We start from the raw sequence: 13,288 nt of genomic DNA on the forward strand, positions 1-13,288 counted from the left end.
CGGGCCGGCCCGCCGCGTGCCCGTGCGTGAGCGCGTTGGTGAACAGGTTGGTGACGGCCCGGCGCAGCAGGTCCGGGTCGGCGTCGACGACGACCGGTTCGGCCTCGACGGTGATCCGGTGTCCGTCGGTGGGGGTCTCGTCGACGACGGCTTCGACGAGCTGGTCGAGGCGCAGTGGTTCGCGGGCGAGGGTGGCGACGCCGGCGGTGAGGCGGGCGCGGGTGAGCAGGCCGTCGATGAGGTCGCCCATGCGGGTGGCCAGGCGCACGGTGCGTTCCAGCGCGGCGGTGCGTGAGGTGTCGTCGCGCAGGACGGTTTCGGCGAGGAGGCGCAGCGACGCGGCGGGGGTGCGCAGGTCGTGGGCGGCGTCGGCGAGGAAGGCTTCCTGCTGCTGCAGTGCGTTCAGGGCGGGGCGGATGGCCCGGCCGGAGATCAGGTGGCCCGCGACGGCGGACAGGGAGAGCAGCACCGTGCAGCCGGCGGCGAGCAGGAGCGTCAGCTCGCGGTGGGACTTCTGGTCGGCGGCGGTATCGGCGGCCGTGACGATCGCGCCGCCCATGGGCTCGCCGTCGGGCCCGGTGAAGGGCGTGGCCAGGAGCCGGAGCGGGTGGCCGTTCTCGGCGTGTGCGTTCGTCAGGGCCGTGTCGCCTCGCTGTACCGCGAGGGCGGCTATGGCGCGGACATCGGTCATCCGGGCCCGGACGCAGGGCCGGTGCGGTGTGTGGACGACCTTGAGGTCGCCGGCGTGCGCCGAGAACACGGTCAGTGGCGGGCAGTCGGTCTCCGTGAAGTCGAGCATGCCGCCGACGTCGAGGTGGCCGCCTTCGTCGTAGTCGAGCCCGGTCATGGCCTCGGCGGTCTGCAACTTCAGGTTGTTGTCGGTCTGGTGGCGGGTGGCGACGTCGTCGCTGTGGAGGGCGAAGGCCGCCAGGCCGATCAGGCCGACCGCGCTGGTGAGGGCGAACAGCGCGGTCAGCCGCCACCGCAGTCTGCGGGCCCGCCGCGCCGCGGCCGTGGTCGCGGTCCGGCGGGAAGCCGGCCGGGCCCGGAACGGAACGGCTTTCATCGCCCGGCCTCACCACGAGCCAGTCGGTAGCCGACACCGCGGACGGTGTGGAGCAGCGGTGGGTCGCCGAGCTTGCGGCGCAGCTGGGAGACGACGACGTCGACGACGTTGGAGCTGGGTTCGGCCATCTCGTCCCAGCATTTCTCGATCAGTTCGGCGCGGGACACCGCCTGGTCCGTACGGGTCGCCAGCACTTCCAGCAGCGCGAACTCCTTGCCGGTCAGCCAGAGCAGCACGCCGCCCCGGCGCACCTGTCGACGAGCGGTGTCGATCTCCAGGTCCGCGACGCGGTGTAGGGGCGGTCTGGTGCTCCCGGCCCGGCGGCACAGGCTGCGTACCCGGGCCACCAACTCGGGTGCGGCGAACGGCTTCACCAGGTAGTCGTCGCCCCCCGCGGCGAACCCCTCGACCCGGTCCATGACGCGGTCGCGGGCCGTGAGGAACAGCACCGGCACGGTGCGTCCGGTCCGGCGCAGGTTCTGCACGTAGTCGAGGGCGTCGCCGGAAGGGAGCATCCGGTCGAAGACGGCGCAGTCGTACGCGGTGATGAACAGCGCCTCGTCCGCGGCGGGCAGGTCCGCCGCCTCGTCGACGGCAAGCCCGTCGCCGCGCAGGGCCGCGGCCACGCTGAACCGCAGGTCGTCGTTGTCCTCGATCACCAGTACGCGCACGGCGGCCAAGGGTAACCGCTCCCTCATCAAATCCTCATGGTGCCTTGGCGATGCTGCAGCGACGTATCAGGTGGTCGACGAGGGACGGAACGGAAAAGTGCAGCGATTTCCCTGGAGCAGCAGGAACCCGGGCAGGCAGGAGGGCCGGGCCGCGCCCGCGGACCGCCCCACGATCGCGTCGGCCGTGCGGTCCGTCGGCCGCACCCCCGACACCCCGGGTGCACGGGCACGCCGTACACCCCGGCGGCGCGGTGCCCTCGTCCTGGCCCTGACCGCGCTGGGCGCCGTCCAGCTCGTCGGCTGCTCCCCGGACTCGCCAGGCACGCGAGCATCACACGCCACCGCAGAGCCTGCCGGACAGCCGGCGTTGCGCGCCTTCTACCAGCAGAAACTCACCTGGAGCCACTGCGGGAAGCTGCAGTGCGCCACGCTGACCGTCCCCATGGACTACGCGCACCCCCACAACGGGAGGACCTTCATCCTCCCCGTGATCAAGTCCGCCGCCACGGACCCGGGCCGACGGATCGGATCGCTGGTCCTCGACCCGGGCGGCCCGGGCGCCTCCGGAGTGGCCACACTGAAGTCGGACGGTGTGGCCTCCTTCGGCAAAGCGGCCAGGGCACGCTTCGACATCGTCGGATTCGACCCGCGCGGCGTCGCCGGCAGCAAACCCGCCCTGGACTGCACCGCCCCGGACGACGCGACAGACCAGGCTCACACGGCAGACCAGGCTCACACGGCAGACCAGGCCGGGCAGAGCGAGTCCGGCACCGACGCACCACAACCGCTGTATCCGCGCACCGACGCCGAGCGCCGGGCCGCGCTCGCGGACGCCGACCGCACCGCGGCGCAGTGCCGGGCGCGCAGCGACGAGATCCTGCCGCACATAGGCACCCTGGACGCGGCCCGCGACATGGACGTGCTGCGCGCCGCGCTCGGCGACGACCAACTCACCTACCTCGGCTGGTCCTACGGCACCTATCTGGGGACCATCTACGCCGAGCAGTTCCCCCACCGAGTGCGCGCGCTGGTGCTCGACGGCGCCGTCGACCCCTCGCAGAACTGGGCCCAGCAGGCCCTGAGCAGCGGCAGGGCCTTCCGCAAGGCGGTCGACGACTACGCCGACAAGTGCGCCCAGGTGGTGGGGGATTCCTGCCCCGCGGACACCCCGGACGGGGTCCGCACGCTCATAGCCGACCTGTTCGCGACAACAGCCCGCACCCCCCTGCCGGTCAAGGACGGCACCGACCGGGTCGACCAGACCACACTGCAGTCCGCCATCACCGCGTCGATGTACACGCCGGAAGCGCAGTGGCAGGACCTCTCCGAGGCCCTGAGCGCGGCCCGCGAGGGCGACGGCACCAAACTGGCCGCGATCGCGAACCACGGCGCGAGCCTCCAGGACGACGGCTCGGACACCTCGGGTGCCACGGACGCGCCGGGTGACGCAGCCGCCTCCGACGCCCCGGCCGACCACGGCGCAGCGGCCACTTCGCCACGTGACAACAGCAGCGAAATCCTGACCGCCGTCAACTGCGTCGACACACCGCACCCCAGGGACCCCCAGGCGTACTGGGACGTCCTCGACCGTGCCCACCGTGAGTCGGGTGTGTACGGCGCCTCCAACGTGCTCACCGAACTCACCTGCCGGAACTGGCCGTCCGGCCCGCTCACGCCCCACCGGGTCAAGGCCGACGGCCTCCCGCCCGTCCTGGTCGTGGGCACCACCGGTGACCCTGCGACCCCGTACGACAACGCGCGGAACCTCGCCGCACAGCTCCCGGGCGGCATGCTGCTCACCCACAAGGGCCTGGGCCACACCGCCTACGGACGCGGCAACAGGTGCGTCACCGATGCGGTGGACGGCTACCTCGTCGACCTCAAGCCCGTACGGCCGGGGGCGACCTGCTGACCGGACGTTCCACCGCACGCCCCTCCCTCGCCAGGCGGGGGAGGGCCCGTAGGCGATGCGGTTGGCAGGTACCGTTCACAAAGGAGGAGCCGTGGGGCGGGACACCACGCTCGGAAGCCGCTATGAGCTCGTCGAGCGGCTCGGCCGCAGGCCCTCGCCGAAGCCGCCACCCGCCTCACCGGCAGCGGGGTGGCCCCCGGCACGCCCGCCTATCTCTCCCCGGAGCAGATCAGCGGGGTGGAGATCGACCACCGGGCGGACCTGTACGCCATGGGGTGCCTGCTGTACGAACTCCTCACCGGAGCCCCGCCGTTCCCGGCGGATTCGCCGTTCGCCGTGCTGCACCACCATTGGGCTTCGTTGCGGCCCGCTCCGATAGGCGTCCCCGGGTCCGGGTGACGCTCGCGGCGCCCCCGCGCTCCCAATGAGTACATGTGTAACGCTTCCATGTCGATCAATGCCGCAAAATCCGGCAGAGGCGTCATAACGATCAAACGCTCCACCTGGTCGAATGACAGGAAGTAAGGAAGGAAACGCGGGGTGAATGCGGTTGCTCGGCAGCGTTCTCGCCCCTCGGAGGGCGCCGTCGGCGAAGGATTGATACCTTCGTACATAACCAGCGTCAGTGCGGCGCGTGAGACTCCGGGAAGGGATGCGGGCATGGCCGGGCAGGGCGCCCCGAAGCGGCGGTACGACGCCAAGCGGCGGATCGAGGAGATCGCCGCCGCCACCGAGCAGGTCATCGCCGAGCGCGGTATCGAGGGGTTGACCCACCGGGCGGTCGCCGAGCGGGCCGGCGTCCCGCTCGGTGCGACGACCTACCACTTCGCGACCAAGGACGACCTCATCGAGGCCGCCCTCCAGCGGTCCGTCGATCGCTACGCCGGCTATCTCGCCGACTGGGTCGCCCAGCGCCCCGAACTCACCCCGGAGCAGCTCACCGTGCTGCTCACCGACGCCCTGATGGGCTGCTTCGGCCCCCAACGCGACAACCAGGTAAGGGAGTTCGAGCTATACCTGGCCGCCCTGCGCCGACCGGCCCTGCGCCCGATCGCCGACCGGTTCATCGAGTTGAGCGTCCACGCGCTTCTGCCGTACGTCGATCCGCTCACCGCCCGCACCGCGGCCGTGGCCACCAACGGCCTGACCCTGCGGGGACTTGCCGGCACCACACCGCCCACCCGGGCGGAGGTCGAAGGCATCCTGCGCCGCATCCTCACTCCCCACCCGGACCTGCCCGCCCCCGCTGCCGATCAGGACACCCGACAGGCCCTCGCGTGAACACCGTCCCCCGCATCACCGACGCGCAGCGCCGCTCCCGTCTGGCCCGACGCCAGCTGCCCGGCCCCGGCCGGCGGGCGAGCGCCGTCCGGGAGGTGGCCGCGTCGTTGCTGGCCCTGCATGCCACCGACGCCGCCACGGTCCACCTCTCGGCCGCCGCCCGGATGGACAGCCGCCGCCACGAGTCCATCGACCGCGAACTGTACGAGCGGGAGGTAGTGCTGCGGATGACGGCGATGCGCTGCACGCTCTTCGTTGTTCCCGCCGCTCTGGCCCCCGTGACACTGGCCGCCGTCGGCAAGCCGAACGCCCGGGCCCGCACCGAGGGACTGCTGCGCCGGCTGGAACGGAACGGCTACGGCGACGCCACCTGGCTGGAGAAGGTCACCCGCAGCACGCTGGAGGCCGTACGGGAACGAGGCGAGGCCACCACGGCGGAGCTGGCCACGGCCGTCCCCGGCCTGGACCGGCAGCTGGTCGTCGCACCCGGCAAGCGGTACGAGTCGCGCCGCAGCATCGCCACCGACCTGCTCTTCGTCCTGGCCGCCGACGGCCATCTCGTCCGCGGCAGCCGCCGCGGCGGCTGGACCAGCAACCAGCACGCCTGGGCCCTCGCTCCTGAACTACCCGACATCCCGGCCCCGTTGGCCCGTGCGGAACTGGTCCGCCTGTGGTTGGGAGCCTTCGGGCCGGGCACGGTCGCCGATCTGAAGTGGTGGACCGGCTGGACGCTCACCGACACGCGCAAGGCCGTAGCCGCTGCGGACGCGGTCGAGGTCCGCCTGGACGACGGCGCCGCCGGCTGTGCGCTGGCGGAGGACCTGGACGCACCGGCCGTCGCATGCGAGCCGACTGCCGCACTGCTGCCCGCACTGGACCCGACCCCCATGGGCTGGCGGGATCGCGGCTTCTACCTCGACCCCGACCACGTTCCCGCGCTTTTCGACCGGATGGGCAACATCGGGCCGACCGTGTGGTGGGACGGCCGGATCGTCGGCGGCTGGGCACAGCGGAAGGACGGAACCCTGACCTGGCGGCTGCTCGACGACCTCGGCCGGGAGGCCCGTACGGCCATCACAGCCGAGGCGGAACGGATGACGGCCTTCCTCGGCGAGCGCCGCTTCACTCCCGCCTACCGCACCCCGTTGGAGCGCGAACTCGCCTCGTGAACCGGGCCCCGCGATGTCCGGACGGCCGTCAGACGGGCCCGCCGGGCTCAACGGGCTCAACGGGCTCAACGGTTCCCTCCCCCTTGCCTTGAGTGAGCCTGCAGTTGGCCTCCCGGACGACGCCGTACGTGTCGCGAACGGCACCGTGGGCGGCGTCCCGGAACCGGTTCTCACCGAGACCACGAAATGGCCCCTGACCAGCAAAAAGACCCTCCCAGGGGGGAGGGTCTGAGTCTGCGCCCCCGGCAGGACTCGAACCTGCGGCCAAGTGCTTAGAAGGCACCTGCTCTATCCACTGAGCTACGGGGGCCGGGTGGTGGGCGTGGATCACGGGCCGCGGACCAGGATAGAGGTCCGGGTACCTCGTCCCGGTTGCTTCACCTCCGTGGCACGTTGTGGAGGTTCGGTGAAGCGATCCCGATAATCGCAGGCGGGTACGAATCCTGCACGGCTTTTGGCGTCTCGCGCGGTGGGTGTTGTGCACTCGTTATGCCTGCGTCTCAGTTGTCCCGAACGTCCCGTGTGTTACTCGTCCCGTTCTGTGTGGGTTCTTGCGGCGCGCACAAGGGGTTATACGCTTCAAAAACCCATCGAAATTGGGCATTCTGCACATGTGGCGACCTTGGACGTAGGACCCAGACTGATCGATGCCCTGTCCGTTCTGCGTGACCGCGTCGACGCCGCACGCTTTCCACTGCCGCTTCGGGGCGCCGCCCGCGCCCGGTGCAACCGGGCCGAGCTGCTCGCCCAGCTCGACGACTATGTGATTCCCCGTCTGCGCGCCCCTAAGGCCCCCCTCCTCGCCGTCGTCGGCGGCTCCACCGGGGCGGGCAAGTCCACGCTGGTCAACTCGCTGGTCGGCCGGCGGGTGTCGGAGGCCGGGGTGCTGCGGCCGACGACCCGTACGCCGGTGCTGGTGTGCCATCCCGACGATCACCGGTGGTTCGCCGGGCAGCGGGTGCTGCCGGGGCTCACCCGGGTGTGGGTGCCGGAGCAGGACGGAGGGGAAGGGAGCGGGCGGGGGGCCTACGAGGGCGCCGGAAGCGGCGCCGGTGCGGGTGAGCCGGGGATGGCGACCGTGCGGATCGAGACGGACCCCGCGCTGCCCAGCGGACTGGCGCTGCTGGACGCCCCGGACATCGACTCGCTGGTCGCCGGCAATCGGGAGCTGGCCGCCGAGCTGATCTGCGCGGCCGACGTCTGGGTGCTGGTCACCACGGCCGCCCGGTATGCCGACGCGGTGCCCTGGCATCTGCTGCGGACGGCCAAGGAGTACGACGTCACGCTGGTGACCGTGCTGGACCGGGTGCCGCACCAGATCGCCCCCGACATCTCCGCCCGGTACGCGGAACTGCTCCAGCGGGCCGGGCTCGGCCACGTCCCCCGCTTCACCATTCCCGAGCTGCCCGAGTCCGCCGGCGGGGGCCGCGGACTGCTGCCCGCCACCGCGGTCGCCGGGCTGCGGGAGTGGCTGGAGCAGCACGCCCAGGACCCCGTCGCCCGTACTGCCGCCGCGGACCGCACGGCGTCCGGTGCGCTCGCCTCCCTGCGCAGCCGGCTCCCCGCACTCGCCGGGGCCGCCGCCGCGCAGCACGCCGCGGCGCTAAGGCTGACCGGCCGCGTCGAGGAGGCGTACGAGGCGGCCGCGGAACGGGTGCGGCGGGAGATCGCGGCCGGCGAGGTGCTGGCCGGGGACGCGCGCGCCCACTGGCACGAGCACCCGCGCGGCGGCCGGGCGGACGAACTGCTGGACGCGCTGACCCACGGGCTGACGGCGCTGCTGGCGTGCGCCGTCGCGGAGGCCGACGAGCGGGCCGCGGACGCCTGGCGGCGCGACCCCGCGGCGGCGGAGGTGCGGCTGGCGGCGGCCGGCGCCACCGGGGCGGACGGGCGGCTCGGGGTGGTCATCCGGCGCTGGCGGCGCTGCCTGGAGGAACTCGCCGAGGAGGAGACCCGCGAGGCGCGCGGCGGCCAGGCCGGTGAACGGGCCGGCTCGGTGGCGGCGGAGGAGTCGGCGGCGCTCCTGGCCACCGCGCTGCTCGGCGGCCGCCGCGCTCGTGCGGCGGGCGAGAACCTCGCCGACCTCCTGGGGGCGCAGACCGCGCTGCGGCTGTGCGACCGGGGCGGCCGACTGCTGACCACGTACCTGGAGCGCGCCCTGTCCGGTGAACGGGAGCGGCGGCTGGCCCCCCTGGACGGGCTGACCGTGCCACCGGACCAGCAGGCCGGGCTGATCGCCGCGCTGTCCCTGTTGCAGAGGGAGAAGTCGCAGCGGGAGAAGGACGGCCCCGAGGACCACGGCGGCCGCAGGGGCCACCGGGATCTCGGGGAACACCAGGACAAGGTGATCGTGTGCGAGCGGGAGACGGTGACGGGGTGACGGAGTCCGAGGAGCGGCGGGCGGCTGGCGGGGACGGTGCCGGCACGGCGTGGGACGACGGGGTGATCGCGCGGCGGGTCCGCGGCGAGGACACCCGGGGGGCGGAGCCCGTCGTGCCGGAGGCCCGCGCGGCGGCCGGGCCGGACACCGCACAGCCGCCGGAGGCAGCGGTTCCGGTGGACCTCCGGGAGGACGCGCTCGGCGTCGACGGCCGGGACGAGGGGGGTACCGGGGTCGGCGGCTACAAGTGGGTGCCCGGCGGGGCGCGGCGGGTGGCGGCGGCGGGGCTGCAACCCCGTTTGGAGGCGCTGCGCGAGCTGATCGCGCTGTCCCGGACCCGGCTGGACGGGGCGGTGCTGGACGAGGCGGGGCGGGTGCTGGAGGCGGCCGACGAGCGCTACCGGCTGTCCGGCGAGCACACCGTGGTCGCCATCGCGGGGGCGACCGGCAGCGGCAAGTCGTCGCTCTTCAACGCGCTGGCCGGGGCGAACCGTTCGCAGGTCGGCGCGCGCCGGCCGACGACCGGTGAACCGGTGGCGTGCGTCTGGTCGGGCGGCAGGCCCGGGGCGGACGGGCTGCTGCGGCGGCTGGGGGTTCCGGTGCACCGCCGGCACATCCCCGGGGAGGGCGCTCCGGAGCTGCGCGGCCTCGTCCTGCTCGACCTTCCCGACCACGACTCCGCGGACACCGCGAACCGCGAACAGGTCGACCGGATGCTGGAACTGGTGGACGCGGTGATCTGGGTGGTGGACCCGGAGAAATACGCGGACGCGGTGCTGCACGAGCGGTATCTGCGGCCCCTGGCGGGCTACGCCGAGGTCACGTTCGTGGTGCTCAACCAGGTGGACCGGCTGCCCGGGGACGCCGCCGACCAGGTCGTGGACGATCTGCGCCGGCTGCTGGACGAGGACGGGCTGGCACTCGGCGAGCACGGGGAGCCCGGCGCGGCGGTGCTGGCGCTGTCCGCGGCGACCGGCGAGGGGGTGGCGGAACTACGGGAGGCCCTGGGCCAGTTCGTCGCCGAACGGGGCGCGGCGGACCGCCGGCTGACGGCCGACGTGGACGCTGCGGCCGAACGGCTGCGGTCGGTATACGTGGCGGAGCGCCGGGTCGGGCTGACCGAACGGGCCCGCGACGAGTTCGACGGCCGGCTGGCCGAGGCGGTGGGCGCGGCGGCCACCGGGCGCGCCGCGGAACGGGACTGGCTCCGGCACGCGGAACGGGCCTGCGGTTCGCCGTGGTCGCGGCTGCGCGGCCGTCGGCGCGCCCGGGGGAGTGGCCGGAAGAGGGGGTACGCGGCCCGGCAGAAGGAGGCGGTGACCGGAGTCGGCGACACCCGCACCGGCGCGGGTTCCGCCCCTTCGGTTCCCGCTGCTTCAGGGGCTGTTGCTTCGAAGGCCGCTGCTTCCGGGCCGGCTCCTTCGGGGGCCGTGTCGGGGCGGGCCGCCGGCGGGCGCGCCGATGCCGTACGGGACGGTTCCGTACGCGGCGGTTCCGCTCGTGGCGGTTCCGTACGGCGTGGCCTTGGGGGGAGCGGCGGCGTGCGGACCGGTGACGGCCGGGCCGCCGCCCGGCCGGTGGTGGAGCAGGCGGTGCGGGCCGTGGCGGAGGACGCCGCGCGGGGGCTGCCGACGCCCTGGGCGCAGGCGGTGCGGGAGGCGGCGGTGCGGGGCGCGGGCGGGCTGCCGGAGGCGCTGGACGCGGTGGCGGCCGGGGCCGAGGAGTCGTTGCGGCAGGGGCCGGCCGTGAAGCCTCGGTGGTGGACGGTGGCGGCGGCGGTGCAGGGGCTGCTGTTCGTGCCGCAAGTGGTGGGCGCGCTCTGGCTGCTGGGGGCGGTGACGGGCGTGCTGAACGCCGCCGCGTGGCTGCCCGGGCTGCTGCCCGCCGCGGTCGGGTCGGTGGGCGGCCCGGCGCTGACCTGGCTGTGCGGGGTGGTGGCGCGCGGCCCGGCCAGGCGGTACGGGCAGGAGGCCGAGCGGCGGCTGCGGAGCGCGGCGGCCGGGTGCGGGCGGGCCCGGGTGCTGGAGCCGGTCGCGGCCGAACTGCTGCGGTACCGCGAGGTGCGGGAGCAGTACGCGGTGGCGTCGGGCGTGTGACGCACGGCGGGAGGGGGCACCGCCGTCCCCTCCCGGGTGACGGAGTTGTCCACAACCGGCCCGTCGTCCACAGCCGGCAGCGGCCGAAGCCGCGGCGGTGCAGCATGAGTTCAACGCACGGCAGCGCGGTGCACCACAGCGCGACGCCCCACATGGCGACGCGGTGTGTGCAGTGCGGTGCGTCCGGAGACCCGGCATGCGGGGACCCGGCGTGCGGAGACCTGACATTCGCAGAGGTGGCGTCCGGAGAGAGGGACGACGGCCGGGCCACACCGATACGCCCTGGAGGGCGGACGGGGGGAATCTTCCATGAACGACACGATGGTGACGCTGGTGGGGAACGCGGCGACGGCGGTGGAACACAGGGAGACCACCGCGGGGGTGCCGGTGGCGCGGTTCCGGATGGCGGCGACGTCGCGGCGTTGGGACAGGGCCCGGGAGTGCTGGACCGACGGGGAGACGAGTTTCTACACGGTGCGGTCCTGGCGCGCGCTCGCGGACAACGTGGCCGCGTCGGTGGCGGTGGGCGAACCCCTCGTCGTGCAGGGGAGGTTGCGGCTGCGGGAGGGCGAGCAGCCGCCGGAGAAGGGGGGACAGCGGTGGTTCGCGGCGGAGATCGACGCCACCGCCATCGGCCACGACCTCTCGCGGGGGACCGCCGCGTTCCGCCGGGTGGTGAGGGTGCGGCAGGAATCCGTGCCGTCCCAACGGCCGGTGGACGGTCCGGAGTTCAAAGAAGTTGAGCCAGCAATGAAATCGCCGGTGAACGGCCGGGCGGATCCGCCGCCGAAGTCCTCGGAAAGAACCGGCAATTCACCACAGAAGGCGCCGGTAGCCTGAAAGCACCCGGAGATTTGTCGATAATGCCAGGTCAGGGTGCCCGTGGTCGATAACGATTGCGATTCGGATCGCTTATAGGACGCTATTACTGGGGACGGTGATGCGCCTGCTCCATAGGATCCGACCAGTACTCACGGGGGCTGACCAGGCTGACCAGTTCGGCCGTTGAGTTCTTGGGATCTTTCCGGCGAGGCAACCTCTCCAGCCGACCGCCTCGCCCAGAGGGGAAATCATGCTTTCGATGAAAGGGCGGGGCGCAGCCCGCCTTGCCGCCGCGGTCGTGGCCTCGGGCCTCGTCGCGGCGGGTGCGATAGCCACCGCGGGGACCGCAGTGGCCGACGACCCGACCACCTCGCACGGGGGCGCCACCGCGACGCTCGACGGTCTGAAGACCTTCGACCAGGCAGTGGTGCACGGCACCGGAGGGGACCAGCGCGTGGGCGCCGGGCTCTTCGAGATGTCGGTCGACAACGGCGGCACGCTGCAGACGTACTGCATCGACATCCACAACCCGACGCAGCAGCAGGCGCGTTACCAGGAAGTGCCCTGGAGCGCCTCGTCGCTGCACGACAACGCGGACGCGGGCAAGATCCGCTGGATTCTGCAGAACTCCTACCCGCAGGTGAACGACCTGGCCGCGCTCGCCGCCAAGTCCGGTGCCGGGAACCTCACCGAGAAGACCGCCGCGGCGGGCACCCAGGTCGCGATCTGGCGCTTCTCCGACCACGCCAAGGTGGACGCGATCGACCCGGCGGCCGAGAAGCTCGCCGCCTACCTGGAGAAGAGCGCGCAGAACGTCGGCGAGCCCAAGGCGTCGCTCACCCTGGACCCGCCGGCCGTCTCCGGCAAGTCCGGCGGCAAGCTCGGCCCGGTCACCGTGCACACCAACGCCGACAGCGTCACGGTCTCCCCCGCTGCCGACGTGCCGGCCGGTGTCAAGGTCGTGGGCAAGGACGGCAAGCCCGTCACCAGCGCCAGCGACGGCACCCAGCTGTTCTTCGACGTGCCCAAGGGGACCAAGGACGGCAGCACCTCGCTGACCGCGCAGGCCGCCACCAAGGTCCCGGTCGGCCGTGCCTTCACCGGCATCGGTGAGCACGCCAGGAGCCAGACCCAGATCCTGGCCGGGTCCAGCGAGTCCACGGTCTCCGCGGCGGCCACGGTCTCCTGGAAGAAGCAGGGCGCGATCCCCGCGATCACCGCGGAGAAGGACTGCGACAAGGGCGGCGTGGACGTCACCGCGACCAACAAGGGCGACGAGGCGTTCCGCTTCCAGCTGGCCGGCAAGGACTACTCGGTCGCCCCGGGCGCGTCGCGGACCGTGACCGTCCCGGTGGGCGAGAAGCAGTCGTACCAGATCACGATCACGGGTGCGGGCGGCTTCAAGAAGACGTTCTCCGGTGTCCTGAACTGCAAGACCGCGGGCAGCGGCGGCAAGCCCTCCCCGCACCCCAGCCCGGCCTCGGCCGGCGGCACCACGGGCGGCGGCCACGGCCATGACCTCGCCGAGACCGGCTCCAGCAGCGCCACCCCGGTGATAGCGGGCGTCGCGGCCGTCCTCGTCGTGGTCGGCGGCGCGGCGGTGTTCTTCCTGCGGAAGAAGAAGAGCACCCCGTCCGCGTGACGGCGACCGCACCGCGGCCGTCATCACGGTGACAGGAACAGCACCACGAGAACAGCAGGACAAGAAGAGTCAGAACAGCAACGGCTACACCGGCGGCAGCGCCGTGGGTGCCGACGCCGGCGGGAGCGCCGGCATCGGTGACACGGCGATGACGCTCGGCGACCGCACCGCTCGCCCGGAGTGAGCGGCGCGGTCGCCCGCCGGGCACCTCGGGGGGACAAAGAGGGGAGAGGGGCGCGGGGAGGAGGG

General features: G+C 73.1%; 11 protein-coding genes and 1 tRNA gene. 9 read left to right on the forward strand and 3 right to left on the reverse strand.

Annotated elements, in window-relative coordinates:
* Positions 1–1,066: sensor histidine kinase (locus ACO1BR_RS12855; RefSeq protein ID WP_426795195.1), on the reverse strand; the 1,066-nt coding region annotated here is incomplete at its 3' end.
* The gene (locus tag ACO1BR_RS12860) at positions 1,063–1,737 is read right to left on the reverse strand and encodes a response regulator transcription factor (protein WP_426795196.1); all 675 of its coding nucleotides are present in this window, start codon (positions 1,735–1,737) and stop codon (positions 1,063–1,065) included. The genes ACO1BR_RS12855 and ACO1BR_RS12860, both read right to left, overlap by 4 nt.
* 97 nt (positions 1,738–1,834) lie before the next feature.
* On the opposite strand from ACO1BR_RS12860, the gene ACO1BR_RS12865 reads away from it, so the two are divergent.
* The 4 genes from ACO1BR_RS12865 (at position 1,835) to ACO1BR_RS12880 (ending at position 6,099) form a co-directional block, all read left to right on the forward strand.
* Positions 1,835–3,649, forward strand: a complete 1,815-nt coding sequence (locus ACO1BR_RS12865; RefSeq protein WP_426795197.1) for an alpha/beta hydrolase — start codon at positions 1,835–1,837, stop codon at positions 3,647–3,649.
* Positions 3,650–3,838: 189 nt separating this feature from the next.
* Positions 3,839–4,048, forward strand: coding sequence for a protein kinase domain-containing protein (locus ACO1BR_RS12870; RefSeq protein ID WP_426795198.1), 210 nt, complete (start codon positions 3,839–3,841; stop codon positions 4,046–4,048).
* 261 nt (positions 4,049–4,309) lie between these two features.
* Entirely contained in the window at positions 4,310–4,930 is a 621-nt protein-coding gene (locus ACO1BR_RS12875; RefSeq protein ID WP_426795199.1) for a TetR/AcrR family transcriptional regulator, read from the forward strand.
* Complete coding sequence (locus ACO1BR_RS12880; protein WP_426795200.1) at positions 4,927–6,099, forward strand: winged helix DNA-binding domain-containing protein; 1,173 nt, start codon at positions 4,927–4,929, stop codon at positions 6,097–6,099. Before ACO1BR_RS12875 ends, ACO1BR_RS12880 begins: the two co-directional genes overlap by 4 nt.
* A gap of 237 nt (positions 6,100–6,336) precedes the next feature.
* On the opposite strand, the gene ACO1BR_RS12885 is transcribed toward ACO1BR_RS12880, so the two are convergent.
* Positions 6,337–6,409, reverse strand: a tRNA-Arg gene (locus ACO1BR_RS12885).
* Positions 6,410–6,712: 303 nt separating this feature from the next.
* Here ACO1BR_RS12885 and ACO1BR_RS12890 point away from each other — a divergent pair.
* The 5 genes from ACO1BR_RS12890 to ACO1BR_RS12910 all read left to right on the forward strand — a co-directional run bounded on the left by ACO1BR_RS12890 (position 6,713) and on the right by ACO1BR_RS12910 (position 13,223).
* Positions 6,713–8,479 (forward strand): dynamin family protein, encoded by a 1,767-nt coding sequence (locus ACO1BR_RS12890; protein ID WP_426795201.1) that lies wholly within the window; start codon positions 6,713–6,715, stop codon positions 8,477–8,479.
* Positions 8,452–10,575 (forward strand): GTPase, encoded by a 2,124-nt coding sequence (locus tag ACO1BR_RS12895; protein ID WP_426795202.1) that lies wholly within the window; start codon positions 8,452–8,454, stop codon positions 10,573–10,575. Before ACO1BR_RS12890 ends, ACO1BR_RS12895 begins: the two co-directional genes overlap by 28 nt.
* 309 nt (positions 10,576–10,884) lie before the next feature.
* Positions 10,885–11,415: a single-stranded DNA-binding protein gene (locus ACO1BR_RS12900; protein WP_426795203.1), complete on the forward strand. Its 531-nt coding sequence runs from the start codon at positions 10,885–10,887 to the stop codon at positions 11,413–11,415.
* 241 nt (positions 11,416–11,656) lie between these two features.
* A complete protein-coding gene (locus tag ACO1BR_RS12905) occupies positions 11,657–13,039 on the forward strand; it encodes an LAETG motif-containing sortase-dependent surface protein (protein ID WP_426795308.1) in 1,383 nt (460 codons plus the stop codon).
* Between the two features lie 28 nt (positions 13,040–13,067).
* Positions 13,068–13,223 carry a hypothetical protein gene (locus ACO1BR_RS12910; protein WP_426795204.1) on the forward strand — a complete coding sequence of 52 codons (156 nt, stop codon included), beginning with the start codon at positions 13,068–13,070 and terminating at the stop codon, positions 13,221–13,223.
* Positions 13,224–13,288 lie beyond the last annotated feature (65 nt).

The sequence above is a fragment of the Streptomyces sp. YGL11-2 genome (assembly GCF_050054615.1).
GTDB lineage: Bacteria > Actinomycetota > Actinomycetes > Streptomycetales > Streptomycetaceae > Streptomyces.

Coding starts and splice junctions, on each gene's coding strand:
- ACO1BR_RS12875 (WP_426795199.1), top strand. CDS start 4,310: ATGGCCGGGCAGGGCGCCCCGAAGCGGCGGTACGACGCCAAGCGGCGG.
- ACO1BR_RS12900 (WP_426795203.1), top strand. CDS start 10,885: ATGAACGACACGATGGTGACGCTGGTGGGGAACGCGGCGACGGCGGTG.
- ACO1BR_RS12905 (WP_426795308.1), top strand. CDS start 11,657: ATGAAAGGGCGGGGCGCAGCCCGCCTTGCCGCCGCGGTCGTGGCCTCG.